The organism is Nitrospira marina, from assembly GCF_059568365.1.
In genome coordinates, this window is the sequence record NZ_JCANTH010000001.1 from 1,730,615 (window position 1) to 1,746,036 (window position 15,422).

Sequence of the window (15,422 nt, forward strand, 5' to 3'; positions counted from 1 at the left end):
TTCGGCAAAAGTGGCCAAAACCATGTTGGCCGTGGCATGGCCCTTCGGGTGCCCTGCGCGTTTCACCGACACCGGCAGCGGGCAAACTCGCTGCGCTCAGACACTGCCCGCCTTTTTCCCGGTGCCGGTGGCACTGCTCGGCCATGCCACCAGGCCAGGGGAGCTTCATGAGGGGAAGATAGATCCACGATAACAACTGTCGGGGGTGACGGAGGAGGAGGACAGTAAAAATCGAAGGGCTCACACACGGTCCGCTACATGCGAAGAGCGTCCCTTCCTGGGGCCAGCCGGCAGGCGTCGATTGACCTGAAGGTGATGAGTCCGTGGACCTTGGCATATGTTCTATCGGTCACTGCTGTCGGTTGATTAGGAAAGCTGGTGCAAGGGCGAAAGGTCGGTGCTTATGTTGTCGCGGCCACTGCTTTGCTAGATCCTTCGGTGCCCTCAGGATGACAAAAAGGTGAAGGAGGACTGAGTGGCCCAGGATGACGGAGGGGTGCAAGAGACAAAGGGATGAAGGAGAACAAAGAGGCGCAGGATGACTGGGGCGCTACTGCTGCTTGGGGATGAGATAGATGTCGAAGCGGTGTTTTTTTGTTTTGATTGAGGCCTGGGGTTTGATGCCGGCGAGATAATCGGCATAGGCGGGGCGCTTGACGACGACCCGGTTGGTGGCAATCGTGAGCGCCACCTTTAGTAATTCATCGGCATCGGTGTCCTGGCCGACGACATCCTGGACCATTCGCATGGCTTTTTTTACTAAGGCTGATTTGTCTTTTACAGGAAACATGGGATCGACATAGATGACTTCGGGTGCAAACGGGACCTGGAGTAGCGCCTGACGGCTATCGCCGCAGGTGAGTGTGAGTTTGTCTTGGATGAGCGCGCCAATTTTCTCATCTGCTGCGGCACGACGTAAGCCGTCTTCCAGGAGTGCGGCGATCATTGCCGATCGCTCGATCATATGCACGCGGCAGCCAATGGTAGCCAGGACAAAGGCGTCACGCCCCAACCCGGCAGTGGCATCCACAATTGTCGGGCGTTTGCCTTTTTTGATGCCGACCGCTTTGCTGATGGCCTCGCCACCGGCGTGCCCATATTTTCTCCGGTAGGCGGTTCTGCCGGACACAAAGTCAATGACCACCGGAGTCAGGTCCGGCGCATCCTGGTCGATCAATTGCCATTGTTGATTGTGTAATTGCAGGCAATACTTCATGTGTTTATCGACGGATTTCTTTGGACATGGTCCCGGTAGGAAGGATGGGAGGAGAGAAGTTTCCTGGGAGAGTAGCGGAACGATCCAACCTGATTACATGTGGATGTCCGGATTCATACTTTGGTGGATGACTCTGGCGATCACAATCCGCTTCTTTCCCATTTTGTAAAAAATTGAGTGGGGGCCACATTCGAAGCGAAAATACTCGGGCAGGATTTCACTGCAGTCCCTTCCCAATGTTGGACTGTCGGCCAACTGCAGCAGGCAATCCCTGAAGGAGAGGAAATATTCATCCGCCATGTTTTGCCCGAATTGCTGGATGGAAAATTCATAGGTTCGCTGGAGGTCCTGGTCTGCCTTTTTAGAGAGTTGATACTCACTCATGGTCTGCACATCGTTTTTTCACATCGTTCATAATATCCTCAACTTTCCGGCGGCTCACACCGCTGCGGTCTCCTTCGAGAAGTGTCCGTCGCAACACTTCGACCTTTTCCTGATCCCGCCGGATTAGATGACGAACGTAATCGCTGGCGTTCGCGTATTTTCCCGTTGCAATTTGACCCTGCACCCAGTCCTTCATGGGATCGGGAACCGACACATTCATTGTTGCCATAGACTCGCCTCCATTTTTTCATTTTGGCATAGATGGGCAATCCGTTCCAACCAGACGTCCTGTGCGACTTTCGTTCGGGTCGTCTCGAGGGGCGATTCTTTATATTGACCCGCTCACCTTCATCGTTGGGAACGGCCTTCTCCAGCCGATGGATATGATGTTCAGCGCGGTGGAATTTCAATGACTTCCCCGGTGCCGATAAAAAATATTCGGTCGCCGGGAATGCGTGAGATATTGTATCCCCCGGTAAACGTCCCGAAGGCCGGGAGGACCGCTGAGTCGGGCCGAAACCAAAAGACCGGACTCCGGAGACGGTCTCCACGGCTGGCAAGTAGAAAGGTGGGATGAAGATGCCCGGCGAGCGTAAACAGTCCCTCAGAAGATATGGGTTGATGGGCGTAGGCAAAGGGGGCCGCGACATGGGGTTCGTGGAGCCACTTGACCTGCGACCCGAACATCTCCCGGCCCTTTACGCGGTCATGATTGCCGGCGACCACGGCGATTTCCAACGACGAATGAGATTTCAGCCATTGTAAGAATTCATCCGGCCACGTTTCGTCCTGCCCGGGGGCGGTGTGCATTAAATCGCCGAGCACGATCAGCTGATCCGGACGACACCAGGCAATGAGCTGTGAAAGACGCAGAAGATTCGAGGGATGAATCCCATACGGCATGGCCAGGCCCGCCCGTCCGAAGGCCGCTTCTTTCCCCAGATGGATATCAGCCACCAGCAATGTCCTGGTGGAGGGACGATAGATGGCTCGTTGACTATGGAGAATGAGGGTTTCCCCCGCGCAGTCAATGACCCTTTCTTGATGATGACCGGCTCGCCTGGCGTTCATCTGCGATGACCGGTCAGTACGCGTGCCATTCTGACACTCCGACGCTCGTGCGATTCCTTCTCCAGCGAGGCAATCATGTTCAGCACGCGTTCCCGCCAGGTTTCGCTGGAAATCGTTTGACTTTGTATTCGCTCGGCCCAGAGCGGAAAAGCCAGGGGCGTCAGGCGTTTGGGATGGGTCAGAACGAGAGTTTGGGTATCGATACGCTCGAGGATCCTGGCCAGTCGGGTCGATTGAAGCTGGTTTTCCATGACCTCGCGCCACGCTTGATCGAGGAGAAGGTTGTGGGGATCATAAGCGGTGAACACATCGTAAATGAGACTACTCGAGGCCTGAATCTGTTTGGTGGTTTTATTCTTTCCCGGATAACCCTGGAAGACGAGTCCGGCGATGCGCGCGATATCCCGAAACTGGCGCCGGGCAAGTTCTGTGGTATTCACACATCCGTGAAGATCATCCAACAAATTCTGCGTCGTCAACATCTTCGAAAGAAGCGTTTCGTCCAGGTCGGGGTCTTCTTTCGATAATAATTCGAACCCGTAGTCGTTGGCGGAAAGTTTGAAGGTCATCGGACGGAGGCGGGTCAACCTGTAGGCCAGGAGGGTTGCCAGGCCCTCATGCACCAGGCGCCCGCCGAAGGGGTAACAAAACAGGCTGACCCCTTCCCGTCCCCTCACCATCTCACACAACAGGATGGAGGGATCGGGGATGCGAGACCAGCGGCTTTGGAGGGTCAGCAGATCCCGGATGGCCTGCATTTCGGGGTCGGGGACGTTCTCCGTTCGGGATCGTCCGAGCAGCGCCAAGACGCTGTCGGCCAACTCACTACTAAGCGGCATGCGCCCGCCCTGCCATCGAGGGACCGTTCGCGCTCCGTTTGTCGCATGCTGCACGTAGGCGGTCATGTCCTGGACCATCATCAATTTGACCAGTCGGCCGGCAAAGAGGAAGCGATCGTCTTTTCTGAGCTTGGCGATAAAATCCTCTTCAATATGACCGAGGAGTCCACCGCGTAGCCACCGGACTTGCATGGCCGTATTGCTGGTGATCGTCCCGATACTCATCCGATGATGGGCGGCAAGACGTCGATCCTCCACCCGATAGACTCCCTGACTCTCGTTGACTTTATGGAACTGCGGATAGCCCTGCAGCGTTTGGCCTCCCCGGGTGATAAAGTCCAACACCCATTGCCATTGCGCGTCCTGAAGGCCGACGAAAGCCATTGTGGATTCGATTTCTTCCCGCATCGCCTCGGGTTCAAATCCGCTGCCCAGGGCGATGGTAATGAGATGCTGCGCGAGCACATCCAGACACCACCGGAGAGGAGGGCGGGATTCCAAAAACCCGGCTTCCGCCGCATGCCGGGCAGCGGCGATTTCGACGAGTTCAAATGCATGCGTGGGGACGCACACCACCCGTGATTCGGCGCCCGGTTGATGGCCGCTCCGGCCGGCCCGTTGCAACAGGCGGGCAATGCCCTTAGGACTTCCCACCTGAATCACTTGGTCCACAGTGCTGAAATCCACCCCAAGGTCCAGAGATGAGGTGCATACCACGCAGCGCACGTCACCGGCCCGCAATCTTTCCTCGATACGATGACGCAACGACTGATCGATCGATCCATGGTGAAGTTCGATTCCCGGCGTCCAGTCAGGCCGAGCTTTACCAAGGGCCTCCGCCCACTGTTCGGCCTGCGCCCTCGTATTGGTAAACAGAAGGGTGGTGTTGCTGTTTTCCAAAAGTTCGATGACCTGAGGAAGAAGCTGAAGACCCAAGTGGCCGCTCCAGGGAAACTTTCCGGCCGAGACCGGAAGGACCGCCTCGATGTGAGTGGTTTTGGGCTGCGAATCCCGAATCATGATTCCCTTCCTATGCGGACCCAGCAAGGCCTCCATCGCCTCATCGACATTCCCCAATGTGGCCGAGAGACCCCAGGTCTGCAGGCCCGGCCGCCAGCGTCGAAGTCGGGCCAGACACAATTCAAGCTGAACCCCGCGTTTGGTTCCGATGAGTTCATGCCATTCGTCGACGATCACGGTATGCAATCGGGAAAACAATTGCTCTCCTTCAGCGTAGCTCAACAGCAACGACAAACTTTCGGGGGTGGTGATGAGAGCCTCCGGAGGCTTTTGCCGTTGTCGGGAGCGGACGGATGAGCCGGTATCGCCCGTCCGGATCTCTACTCGCCAGGGCAGATCCAGAGCTTCGACCGAATCGCGTAGATTCGTGGCCAGGTCGTTGGCCAACGCGCGCAGCGGAGTAATCCACAACACCTGCAACCCTTTGTTGTCGGCAGGGGTCTCGAGCGCGCGACGAACCGGCCCGAGCCAGGCGGCCAACGTTTTTCCGCTACCGGTCGGGGAATAGATCAACCCCGACCGCCCTTGTCGATAAGCCCGCCAGGCTTCCCGTTGAAAGCGGAATCGGGTCCACCCTTTTGCCTTGAAATACGCATCGATTCGTGTGCCTGTGCTCATGCGGTTTCCGTCCCGGGCAGGGAATGAACATCAGCAAGCGAGTCGGCATCTTTGGCATGAAGGTCCCGTCGCCATCGGGCAATGCGGGGAAACCGCACGGCTACACCCGATTTGTGGCGGGATGACCGGTTGATCGCCTCGAAAGCCAATTCGAAGACTTGTTCGGGCTTCACGGAGCGCACGGGCCCGAATCGTTTGAGGGTATGTTGCCGTATCCATTTATCCAATTCATAAATTTCCTCATTGGTCAGTCCGGAATAGGCTTTGGCAATCGGAACCAATTCCTGATCCTGCCACACGCCGAACGTATAGTCGGTGTATAAATTGGCGCGGCGCCCGTGGCCGGGTTGGGCATACATCATGACCGTATCGAGGGTGTGAGGGGTGATTTTCCATTTCCACCAATGCCCGCGACGGCGCCCGACTTCGTACAGGGCGTGCCGGTGTTTCAACATTAATCCTTCAACAAATCGCCCCCGCGATTCCGCTTGCCACTGTTCGGCCTCTTCCCAACTGGTGACGGACAGCAGCGGTGAAATTTTCAAAACCGGTCCGGCTTGTTTGAGGAGCGTATCCAGCAGGGCACGCCGTTCCGTCGTCGTATGCTGACGCATGTCCTGGCCTTCATGCTCGATGAGATCATAGGCCATGAAACAAATGGGAATGTCTTGCAGAAGTTTTTTGCCGACGGTCTTGCGGCCGAGCCGGCGTTGCAGGATCGTAAAGGGCATCACGCCTGTCTCCTCCGACCAGGCCAGGATTTCTCCGTCGAGCACGGTGCCTTCAGGCAACCCATACGCGGCGTCCCGCACTTCAGGATAGCGATCGGTGACCAGTTCTTCCCCGCGGGTCCAGATGTAACAGGCCTCAGGCCGTCGCAAGAGTTGAGCTCGAATGCCATCCCACTTCCATTCCACCAACCACTCGCGCGCGTCTCCCAATTGCGTCTTCAGGTCCTGAAGTGTTTTCTGTTGCTCCAAGGGGCTGGCCAGGCAAAAAGGGTACGGGCGGGAGTGATCGGTGGAGCCGTCATCCGGAGCGATCAATTGGTTATAAAATTGCGGGGTCGGTTCCCAATGGCCCATCAGCCGGTGCAGAATGACCGGCCGAGGTAAATTGGCGCTGTCGGCTAATGCGCGGGCGACGAGAAGATGGGAGACACCAACCCGGAGCGAGCCGGTCAGGAGTTTATTCACCAAATAGCACGTATCGTAATCCAGATGTTGCCACCAACTTTGGATCCGCAGGCGCTGTTGGTCAGGAGGTTCCATGCCTAATACCAGCATTTCTTTCTCCATCCATTCCGATAGGGAATGGTTGATTGAAGTTGGCGCTTGGGTATCGGTCAACAGCGCCGCAGTTTCAGCCAGGTCTCCGACACTGGCGTAAGTCTCTTCCACCAACCAGGCCGGAAGATTCGAGGCTTCGATCATCCACTGCCGCAAATTGGCCGGTCCCACCATGCGCTTGAACCGGCGGCCGGACAGGAAATACAGCGCCCAGCTCGCATCGGCCGGTGGGACGGACTCGAAATACCGCCGCAGGGCGGCGAGCTTGATGTTCGTCGAGGTGGTCTGATCCAAAGCCCGGTAGAGATTGGCAAACCGTTTCATACCGACTCCAAATCCGCAAAAGGTGATCCCAGGCTGATCGCATTCACACCCTGCTCGCCAAGGTACCGCACCAGGATGTCGGAAAATCCGTGATGCAGTTGGATGCGGCTGGCTCGGCTGTCGTCAAACGTTTGCAGCAGCGATGGCCAGTCTGCGTGATCGGACAGGACAAAGCCCCGATCATATCCACCGCGACGGCGATTGCCGCGCACCCGCATCCAGCCTGAACAAAACCCGGTCTGAGCGCCTTTAAACCGTCGCATCCAGGGCGATCCCAGCGCGCCGGGAGGAGCCAATATCATTTCACCGGCATAGTCCCGTTTATTCTGGAGGTCGATTTTCTCCGTCGGCAACATGGCAATGCCCGCTTCTCGATAGATATCCACGATGGGTAAGATGGCACCATGCAGCAATACTCTGCGGTCGGTGAGTTTATTGAGCTCAGCGAGTACGCGCTGTGCCTTTCCCAATGCGTAACAGAACAAAACCGAGACCTGGTGGAGTTCGATGTTTTCGTCCCACCACGCCAGGATATCTCGGGCCACCTGCCCGGCAGGAGGCCAACGATAAATCGGAAGGGCAAACGTGGCTTCGCTGATCAACGTATCGCAGGGAACGACCTCAAACGGCTGACAGGTCGGATCGTGGTCCCGTTTGAAATCCCCGGTCACCACCCAGACCTCTCCTTGATGCTCCACGCGGACCTGAGCCGAACCCAAAATATGGCCGGCCGGGTGCAAACTGACTGTGGTTTCCCCAAGAGTAAACGGGTCACCATAGGAAACCGTGCGCAAAGAAATGGCGTTGGATAAACGTTTCTGCAAAATCGGTGACGATCCAATGGTGCTGAAATAGGTCTCGGCCACATTTCTGGCATGATCGGCATGTCCGTGGGTGATGATCGCCCGCTCGACCGGTCCCCGGACCGGATCGATGTAAAACCTCCCCTGTGGACAGTACAGGCCGTAGGGGGTCATTTTGATCAATGCGGTTTCAAGTGCAAAAGAAGTCATAGTGTCTCTGTCCAGGGGTAACCCATAATTGTATCAAATGGGCGTTCCTTCCAAGGTTGGCGAAGGTCTTCCGCTTCCTCCAGAAGAGGATTTATCAGGTTTGGAAAGGAGAAAAAAACCAAAAGGTTAGACACGCGACATATGGCGGGCCTCCTGGGGAGGGCAAATTCGTGAGCTCTTTGCGTGGCATTGCGTGTCGACAGTGTTGAAAAGGATTTGAAATATGTTGAGACAACAGATCAGCCGGATTGCTGTTGTGAGAGCTAATAAAAAACGTTGACTCCAATTCCTGAAGCCAGATACCGGAACGATGAAAAGCCGGGAGGAAACGGATTCGTTTCTTCCCGGCTGCCTGGGCCCATCAAGTTGGCTGACGATGCTCAGTTCTCCGGCGACCACATGCGGAGGCGGAGGCTGTTGGTGACGACACTGACGGAGCTGAAGGCCATGGCGGCACTGGCCAGGATGGGGCTGAGCATGATGCCCCAGATGGGGTAGAGGATACCGGCCGCAACCGGGATGCCCACGACATTATAAATGAAGGCCCAGAACAAATTTTGCTTCATGGTCTTCATCGTCTGCCGGGCCAACTCGATGGCGGACCCGACCGCTCGCAGATCGTTGCGCATGAGGGTGACATCGCTGGCTTCGATGGCAATATCGGACCCTGCTCCCATGGCAATGCCGATATCTGCCTGGGCGAGGGCGGGTGCGTCGTTCATGCCGTCACCGACCATGGCGACGACTTCTCCTTTTGCCTGGAGCCGCGTGATTTCCGCCACCTTTCCTTCGGGTAAGACGCCCGCCACGACCCGTGTGATCCCGGCCATTTGTGCCACGGCTTCTGCGGTGCGTTGATGGTCGCCCGTGAGCATCATCACCTGATACCCCAGCCGGTGCAAGCGGTCGACGACCTCGCGAGACGAGGCTTTCAGCGGGTCGGCAATGGCTACTAAGGCCGCCACGGTTCCGTCGATGGCCACATACACGGGGGTTTTCCCTTCCAAGGCGAACCGCTCGACATCTTTTTGGATTGCGCCGGTCTGGATTCCCAACTCAGACATCAGGGCCTGGTTTCCCACGGCGACTTTGTAGTCTTCGACCACTCCCACGGCACCCCGTCCGGTCATCGCTTGAAACGCGTAGACCGGTGACAGCGGGTATTTCCCTCTTGTGGCATGCCGCACGATGGCTTGGCCGAGCGGATGTTCCGAGGAACTTTCCACCGAGGCGACGAGACGAAGGATCTCTTGTGCGGTGTGTGTGACGCCGGGGGCCGACAGGATTTCGGTGACGGCCGGTTGTCCTTCGGTGAGCGTGCCGGTTTTGTCCATCACGATGGTCGTGGCCTGGCTTGCCCGTTGAAGCGCTTCTCCACCTTTGATGAGTATGCCCAGGTCGGCTCCTTTGCCGGTAGCCACCATAACGGCCGTGGGCACGGCCAATCCCATCGCACAGGGGCAGGCGATGATCAGTACCGACACGGCGGCAACCAGGGCGCGAATGGCAGGGGCGGTATCCGCCATCACAAACCACACCATAAATGTCGCAATCGCCAATGAGAGAACCACGGGAACAAAAATCCCGCTGACACGGTCGGCCAGTTTTTGAATGGGCGCACGTGACCCCTGGGCCTCGCGCATGAGTTGCACTATGCGAGAGAGCACACTGTCTGAGCCCAAGGTCGTGGCGTGATACTGAAACGCCCCGGTGGTATTCATGGTGCCTCCGATGAGGCGATCGCCGGGTTGTTTGTCGACGGGCATGGATTCTCCCGTGAGCATCGATTCGTCGACCGAGCTGGTTCCGGCGAGCAATGTGCCATCCACGGGGATGCGTTCTCCGGGACGGACCAGCACGGTGTCCCCGGTGCGCATGTCTTCCACCGGGATCTCCTGTTCCCGGCCATCCCGGATGATCCGGGCGGTTCGGGGTTGAAGCGTCATGAGTTTTCGCAAGGCCGCCGATGTTTGGCGTTTGGCTCTTGATTCAAGTGCATTACCCGTCAAAATCAACGCAATGATCATGATGACGGCCTCATAGTAGAGTTCCGGCGCCATGCCTCGGCTCAAAAAGATCTCCGGCGTGAGAGTGGCCAGGAGGGAGAAAAGAAAGGCTGCGCCGGTGCCAACCGCCACCAGGGTATTCATGTCGGCGGAATGATGGCGGAAGGCGGCCCAGGCCCGCGTATAAAAATGTCTGCCTGCCCAGGTCATGACGAAGACGGTCATGGCGAGCAGGGTGAATGCCAGGATATTTGGATTTATCGCATAGAGATCGGGAGCGAATGATGTCAGAACGGGTGTCATCCATCCCATGATCCAGTGCATGAACGGATCGGTCACCCCACCGTGCGGGTGTGTGGGTGCGGCACTCATGAGCGGCATGGAGAGCACCATGGCAACCACCCCGAGTATTCCGCTGACCACCGCCTTGTTGCGAAATGATCGAAATTCCTCCGCCTGCTTTTGTTCCTGTTGTGCCTGCTCATCCTGGTCCGTGTGATCCGACGAATGGATCTCCGCTTCATATCCGGTCTGTGTAATGGCCCGTCTGACCGCATCCGGTGTCGTGGTGACCGGATCGTAGGTCACCTCCGCCGATTTCAACATCAAATTGACTGAGGCCTGAATGACGCCGGGTTCTTTGTCCAGCGCACGTTGCACGCGGATTTGGCAGGCGGCGCAGGTCATCCCGCCGACCGAAAGACTGACCCGTCGGGGAGGGCTTATGTCAGCGGATTCGTCCTGTTTCCTCACGGGTGGATGTGATCGTATGCTCTCTGGTTTTGCGATGACAGTGTTCATGTCCGATTTCCTATTCTGTCGGCTCGATGCTGATGGATAAGATTGTTGATATCAATTTTCAGGCATGTAAAAAGTCTGCACGTTCTTGCTTGGCCTCCCACCCCGTTGTCATCCTGAGCCGTTCGGCGAAGGATCTGTGCCCAGGTGCAGACTTCCACGCTGAACGAGATTCTTCGTTGCACTCAGAATGACAAGGAAGCTAGGGCGTTAAGGTTTCATTGATCGTTCATCGTGGAGCTGATGTCCTGAGTTCCGTCTTCCTCTGCACCCGCTTGGCTGCAACAGCTTGAGCCATGAAGAAGTACCAATTGACCCAGGCAATTGCCGTCAGCCCACCGATGATGACGATCCATTCGATGGTGTTCATACGGCCTCCATGCTGAGCCGGGCTTTGTAGCCTTCCTCCTCGATCGCGTGAATAATTTGGTCGGGTGTGATGGTCTGCGGATAAAAGCCAAGGGTGGCCTCCCCAATTTTCACCTGATCCACCTTCACGCCCTTCAACTTGGAAAGGATGTTGGTGATGCCTTGCACACAATGCCCGCAACTCATGCCTTCAATCGTGAGTGTGAGATCTTCCATAGGAACCTCCGTCTGTTGAAATTGGTTTGTGTGTGGTGCATGTCCTGTTCGGTGTCCGACATGCCCGTTTGCTTATATAGACGGAACTCTTTCCTGATTCTTACAGCGAGGGATTATTTAAAACTGGAACGGGAAGAAAATTGAGCAAAAAGGAGGAAGAGGATGTGGGAGATGTAGGGAGAAGGGGAGTTGGGGCTTATTCGCAGGTGCAGTTCAAGCACCCATGCTTACTACAAATCCCGCAGGAATCTTCCAGAGACTTGCGCAAGGCCTGGCGCGCTCGATGTAAACGGACCGTGAGGTTATTGGTGGTGATGTGTAACTCCTTGGCGACGGATTGCAGCGATTCTCCGGACAAATCGATCCGGCGAATGATGTCGGCATATTCAGGTTTGAGGGTGACCACGAGACGATCCAGACAGGCACAAATCGTCGGTTGGAGTTCATCCAGCGAAGGGACCTGATGGGTGCCCAGTGTCTCGGTCTCAAGCAGAAAGGCTTGAAACCGCTTGGTGTCCGTTTCTTTGCTTCGATAATAATCAATCAACGCATGGCGAAGGATTTGATAGAACCAGGGGATGATCCTGTCCATCTTTTTGATGGAATGAAAATGGGCCAGGGCTTTCATGAAACATTGTTGCAGGAGGTCTTCGGCAAAGGCGGGATTACCCAGACGGCGGGTCAGGAAGGCGTGAAAGGCCTGGCGGTGATCCGTTAACTGCTTCATCACCTCGTCCAAGAGGGGATGGTGTTGGGCATCTTTCCCCATTTCAGATGTGGCTTCGGTTTTCATGGGCTATTCAAGTTTGTCGTCAACACGTTCAGGAGGGCGAGACGATAGCACGCCCGGTCGGCATTCGGAAAGATCGGGTACGTCTAACGGAAGAGACGACCTGGAACCATACCTTACCGCTTACGCCCGGCGGGAATGATGACTCGAAAGGGAAATTGAATGGAAAAGGATGGCTGGTCATCCAACATCGTGCGCGAGTTTGAATGTGCAAAGACGACGGTCTTTACCCAGGCCACATGTGCATGATGGACACTGATGAGGAACTACCCAGGCGGGAGGCTCCGGCATTGACCAACGCCACCGCAGTGATCAGGTCGCGGATGCCCCCGGCCGCCTTGACGCCCACCCGTGTTCCGACAATACCCCGTAAAAACCCCACCTCTTCAATGGTGACGTGGCGACCGGTAAATCCGGTCGACGTTTTCACATAATCCGCTCCGGCCTTCTCCACGAGTTGGCAACCTGTTTGTTGTTCTTCCTTATTTAAGAGCGATGTTTCCAGAATGACCTTGACCAGGATTTTTGATCGGGAGACACGACGCGCGACGTTCATGACGCCCTGAATATCGTCCAGGACGGCTCCATGATTGCCCGCTCGAAGCAAGCCAATCTGGATCACCATATCTAATTCATGCGCTCCGGCTTCAATTGCCAGTTTGGCCTCGTAGGCTTTCACATCCGGAAGCGTGTTGCCGTGAGGAAAGCCAATAACCGTGGCAATCCGGACGGGAGATCCCGTCAGGCAACGCGTGGCAAACGGAACCCAGAGCGGGGCGATGCAGACTGCCCCGAAGCCGAACGTCATGGCTTCTTCGCAGAGCTGTCGGATCTGGTCTTTGGTGGTTTCCGGTTTTAACGCGGTATGGTCAATAATTTTGGTGAATTCGTCGCGGGTCATCCTGCAGGCTCCGATGAGTGTTTCGAGAGGTTGCGGTATTCCCTCCGAGAATTCCTATGACCTGACCATGTTGTATTGGTACCCGGATTAGACAACAAACACGCACTGACAGGGTACGGATTACAATGCCTTGCGAATATTGTCGTAGCCTTTTTTTAGTTCATCCAGCACCAGTCCCAGGCCGGAGGACACGGACTCGGTTGTGTGACTGGCTTCCTTTTTGACCGCTTCCATTTTGGTCTTGACGTCTTCCCACCGTGTTTCAAGTTTCGCCCATTCATCACGCGCATCCGCTTTGGCCAGGTGTAATTTTACCTGAAGCTCGTCACGTTGACGTTTCAGATCATCGGCAATCTTTTGCAGCTGTTCTAATGATTGTCCCATGAATGTCTCCTTTTCTTGAAACCCTACAGAACTAGTCGATGAATCTTTTACTAGATTAGCAAGAAACCGGACCAAGAGTGTACTTCGCCATCAAGGCGAATCCATTCACCGGTCAACCGGCGATTCCTTTGCTGTGCAGGGAGACAGGAAACATTTCGATTTTCAGGAGAAGGCGAGGAAGCGTGGCACCTGGTCCTGTGGAGCACAGGGTTGTGTTGGGTCGAGTCGTGCAAGTGTCTAACTGGCTGTTGAAAACCTCAAAGTTCTTCTGAGAGCGTATCGGAGTCCAGAATTTTACGATCTTCTTTGAGCGAAGCAGGATGTTTAAAAAGAACAGCCCAGTTCTGTACGAAGGTTTTTCAATGGAAAAGCCGCAGCCGCTTTAACGGGCGGAGCGTACAGAGAGGTATGTGCGTACGGCCAAGGCGCTTATTTAAGACCCTGCGAGTTAAAAAGGATCTTTTTGTGCCATCGCGTCCTCCGTCTTCACTTCGTAGGGGACGATATCGCAGGTGCAGCCTTTGACCTTTCGGTCGACAAACATGGTCCAATGTCCGTCCTGGTTCACATCATGCCAGTAGAATAATGGCCATTCTTTGGTTTCGACCACCGAATTCCAATGTTCATTATATTCCGAGATGAGAATTTGGCGGGCGGTTTTGTAATCCACGATGCCGTCTTTTCGGAGGGAATATTCTCGGATGTAGAGGCCGGTGACAATATTGATATCTTCGTCGACCAGGTAGGCCTCATCCGGTTCGGGAGGCGGCATTTCCGCTGTGACGATTTCTCCTCCAATGAGAATAAGGGCTAAAACGATGGTGAATGCGTGAATGGGGATGGTCGTGCGCATGACATCCTCCTTGGCTTGAGGCCCTGAGCCCGACTCAACCTGGTTGTGAGTGGACTTCCTCTCTGTTCCTTAGAGCAACCGGTATGCCACAGATGACGTGAACGGTTGGTTGTGATTTAGGGGAGGTCAACCCGTTGAGTTGAAAGGAATTCGAATGGTGGTGAGGCCGGTGTGGGGGGCAACGCACCCGTCAATATTTTGTCGATGATTTATCCCTTTATGCACAAGGTACAAATTTTTGACACCCGGCGAGGGGGCTCACCAGGCGTAGGCTTCGGGTGCGGGGCCTCCTGGTCCGGGGAAGATGGTATCCAATTTTTTCAACACCTCTTTGGAAAGTGCGATGTCGATGGTGTGCATGGCGCCCTGTAACTGATCCAGGGTTCGGGGCCCAATGATAGGTGCCGTGACGGCTGGTTGATGAAGAAGCCATGCCATGGCGATATGTGCAGGCGTTTCGCCTACTTCCCGGCACAGTGTTTCGTAGGCTTCCAACCGTGGCCGGAATTTTTCCACGTTCTTTCGCAGATCCTCATCGGCCCGTCGTCCGCTGGTCGCGGGTTCAAGCGCCCCGGCCAGGAGGCCGCGGGCGACGGGACTCCAGGGAATTAAGCCAATACCGTACGCTTCACAGGCTGGAATGACCTCCAGCTCAATCATGCGGTCATTTAAGTTGTACAAACTCTGCTCCGCCACCAGTCCCAGGAAATTCCGGTGCCTGGCCATTTCCTGTGCTTGCGCCAGATGCCATCCCGCAAAGTTACTACTCCCCACGTATAAGATTTTTCCCTCGCGCATGAGCTGTTCCATGGCCTGCCAGATTTCCTCCCATGGCGAATGCCGGTCAATATGGTGCATCTGATACAGGTCGATATAATCGGTTTGGAGCCGGCGCAAACTGGCTTCACAGGCCCGCCTGATATGGAGTGCGGACAAACGAGATTGGTTGGGCCAGTCTCCCATCCGCCCGAACACTTTGGTGGCCAGGACGACTTTTTCCCGGCGTTGGCCTCCTTGCGCAAACCAACGACCGATGATCTGTTCGGTAATGCCTTCCCCCACTTCCCAGCCATACACGTTTGCGGTATCGAAAAAATTAATGCCGAGTTCCAGTGCGGTATCCATGATGGTTCCACTGTCGGCTTCTGTGGTTTCCGGTCCGAAATTCATCGTGCCCAGACACAAGCGGCTGACTTTCAACCCGGATCGACCAAGGTGGACATATTTCATTCAGCCCCTCCTCATAATAGATGACGCACACAGCGGACCACGGATGCACTCTAGCAAGAATGAATAAATCTCTTCCAGGATAAGAGAACACGAACGCCGGA

General features: G+C 55.6%; 15 protein-coding genes. All 15 read right to left on the bottom strand.

Annotated elements, in window-relative coordinates; genetic code table 11:
• Positions 1-550 precede the first annotated feature (550 nt).
• Positions 551-1,216, bottom strand: coding sequence for a class I SAM-dependent methyltransferase (locus LX98_RS07065; RefSeq protein ID WP_496428236.1), 666 nt, complete (start codon positions 1,214-1,216; stop codon positions 551-553).
• Positions 1,217-1,309: 93 nt separating this feature from the next.
• A complete protein-coding gene (locus tag LX98_RS07070; protein ID WP_312642001.1) occupies positions 1,310-1,600 on the bottom strand; it encodes a type II toxin-antitoxin system RelE/ParE family toxin in 291 nt (96 codons plus the stop codon).
• Entirely contained in the window at positions 1,593-1,829 is a 237-nt protein-coding gene (locus tag LX98_RS07075; RefSeq protein WP_312641999.1) for a type II toxin-antitoxin system ParD family antitoxin, read from the bottom strand. Before LX98_RS07075 ends, LX98_RS07070 begins: the two co-directional genes overlap by 8 nt.
• A gap of 161 nt (positions 1,830-1,990) precedes the next feature.
• On the bottom strand, positions 1,991-2,671 hold the full coding sequence (pdeM, locus tag LX98_RS07080) for a ligase-associated DNA damage response endonuclease PdeM (RefSeq protein WP_496428237.1): 681 nt from the start codon (positions 2,669-2,671) through the stop codon (positions 1,991-1,993).
• Positions 2,668-5,148, bottom strand: a complete 2,481-nt coding sequence (locus tag LX98_RS07085; protein ID WP_496428238.1) for a ligase-associated DNA damage response DEXH box helicase — start codon at positions 5,146-5,148, stop codon at positions 2,668-2,670. Before LX98_RS07085 ends, pdeM begins: the two co-directional genes overlap by 4 nt.
• Positions 5,145-6,761: an ATP-dependent DNA ligase gene (locus tag LX98_RS07090; RefSeq protein WP_496428239.1), complete on the bottom strand. Its 1,617-nt coding sequence runs from the start codon at positions 6,759-6,761 to the stop codon at positions 5,145-5,147. The genes LX98_RS07085 and LX98_RS07090 overlap by 4 nt, the downstream gene beginning before the upstream one ends.
• The gene (locus LX98_RS07095; RefSeq protein ID WP_496428240.1) at positions 6,758-7,774 is read right to left on the bottom strand and encodes a ligase-associated DNA damage response exonuclease; all 1,017 of its coding nucleotides are present in this window, start codon (positions 7,772-7,774) and stop codon (positions 6,758-6,760) included. Before LX98_RS07095 ends, LX98_RS07090 begins: the two co-directional genes overlap by 4 nt.
• A gap of 380 nt (positions 7,775-8,154) precedes the next feature.
• A complete protein-coding gene (locus LX98_RS07100) occupies positions 8,155-10,581 on the bottom strand; it encodes a heavy metal translocating P-type ATPase (RefSeq protein ID WP_496428241.1) in 2,427 nt (808 codons plus the stop codon).
• A 226-nt stretch (positions 10,582-10,807) separates the two neighbouring features.
• Complete coding sequence (locus tag LX98_RS07105) at positions 10,808-10,948, bottom strand: hypothetical protein (RefSeq protein ID WP_496428242.1); 141 nt, start codon at positions 10,946-10,948, stop codon at positions 10,808-10,810.
• Positions 10,945-11,163, bottom strand: a complete 219-nt coding sequence (locus LX98_RS07110; RefSeq protein WP_312641985.1) for a heavy-metal-associated domain-containing protein — start codon at positions 11,161-11,163, stop codon at positions 10,945-10,947. Before LX98_RS07110 ends, LX98_RS07105 begins: the two co-directional genes overlap by 4 nt.
• A gap of 196 nt (positions 11,164-11,359) precedes the next feature.
• Positions 11,360-11,956, bottom strand: coding sequence for a sigma-70 family RNA polymerase sigma factor (locus tag LX98_RS07115; protein WP_496428243.1), 597 nt, complete (start codon positions 11,954-11,956; stop codon positions 11,360-11,362).
• 223 nt (positions 11,957-12,179) lie between these two features.
• Complete coding sequence (gene deoC, locus LX98_RS07120) at positions 12,180-12,854, bottom strand: deoxyribose-phosphate aldolase (protein WP_496428244.1); 675 nt, start codon at positions 12,852-12,854, stop codon at positions 12,180-12,182.
• A 120-nt stretch (positions 12,855-12,974) separates the two neighbouring features.
• A complete protein-coding gene (locus tag LX98_RS07125) occupies positions 12,975-13,238 on the bottom strand; it encodes a hypothetical protein (RefSeq protein WP_496428245.1) in 264 nt (87 codons plus the stop codon).
• Between the two features lie 448 nt (positions 13,239-13,686).
• On the bottom strand, positions 13,687-14,091 hold the full coding sequence (locus LX98_RS07130) for a hypothetical protein (RefSeq protein ID WP_496428246.1): 405 nt from the start codon (positions 14,089-14,091) through the stop codon (positions 13,687-13,689).
• Between the two features lie 258 nt (positions 14,092-14,349).
• Positions 14,350-15,321 (bottom strand): aldo/keto reductase, encoded by a 972-nt coding sequence (locus LX98_RS07135; protein ID WP_496428247.1) that lies wholly within the window; start codon positions 15,319-15,321, stop codon positions 14,350-14,352.
• Positions 15,322-15,422 lie beyond the last annotated feature (101 nt).

Coding starts and splice junctions, on each gene's coding strand:
- LX98_RS07065 (WP_496428236.1), bottom strand. CDS start 1,216: ATGAAGTATTGCCTGCAATTACACAATCAACAATGGCAATTGATCGAC.
- LX98_RS07070 (WP_312642001.1), bottom strand. CDS start 1,600: ATGAGTGAGTATCAACTCTCTAAAAAGGCAGACCAGGACCTCCAGCGA.
- LX98_RS07075 (WP_312641999.1), bottom strand. CDS start 1,829: ATGGCAACAATGAATGTGTCGGTTCCCGATCCCATGAAGGACTGGGTG.
- pdeM (WP_496428237.1), bottom strand. CDS start 2,671: ATGAACGCCAGGCGAGCCGGTCATCATCAAGAAAGGGTCATTGACTGC.
- LX98_RS07085 (WP_496428238.1), bottom strand. CDS start 5,148: ATGAGCACAGGCACACGAATCGATGCGTATTTCAAGGCAAAAGGGTGG.
- LX98_RS07090 (WP_496428239.1), bottom strand. CDS start 6,761: ATGAAACGGTTTGCCAATCTCTACCGGGCTTTGGATCAGACCACCTCG.
- LX98_RS07095 (WP_496428240.1), bottom strand. CDS start 7,774: ATGACTTCTTTTGCACTTGAAACCGCATTGATCAAAATGACCCCCTAC.
- LX98_RS07100 (WP_496428241.1), bottom strand. CDS start 10,581: ATGAACACTGTCATCGCAAAACCAGAGAGCATACGATCACATCCACCC.
- LX98_RS07105 (WP_496428242.1), bottom strand. CDS start 10,948: ATGAACACCATCGAATGGATCGTCATCATCGGTGGGCTGACGGCAATT.
- LX98_RS07110 (WP_312641985.1), bottom strand. CDS start 11,163: ATGGAAGATCTCACACTCACGATTGAAGGCATGAGTTGCGGGCATTGT.
- LX98_RS07115 (WP_496428243.1), bottom strand. CDS start 11,956: ATGAAAACCGAAGCCACATCTGAAATGGGGAAAGATGCCCAACACCAT.
- deoC (WP_496428244.1), bottom strand. CDS start 12,854: ATGACCCGCGACGAATTCACCAAAATTATTGACCATACCGCGTTAAAA.
- LX98_RS07125 (WP_496428245.1), bottom strand. CDS start 13,238: ATGGGACAATCATTAGAACAGCTGCAAAAGATTGCCGATGATCTGAAA.
- LX98_RS07130 (WP_496428246.1), bottom strand. CDS start 14,091: ATGCGCACGACCATCCCCATTCACGCATTCACCATCGTTTTAGCCCTT.
- LX98_RS07135 (WP_496428247.1), bottom strand. CDS start 15,321: ATGAAATATGTCCACCTTGGTCGATCCGGGTTGAAAGTCAGCCGCTTG.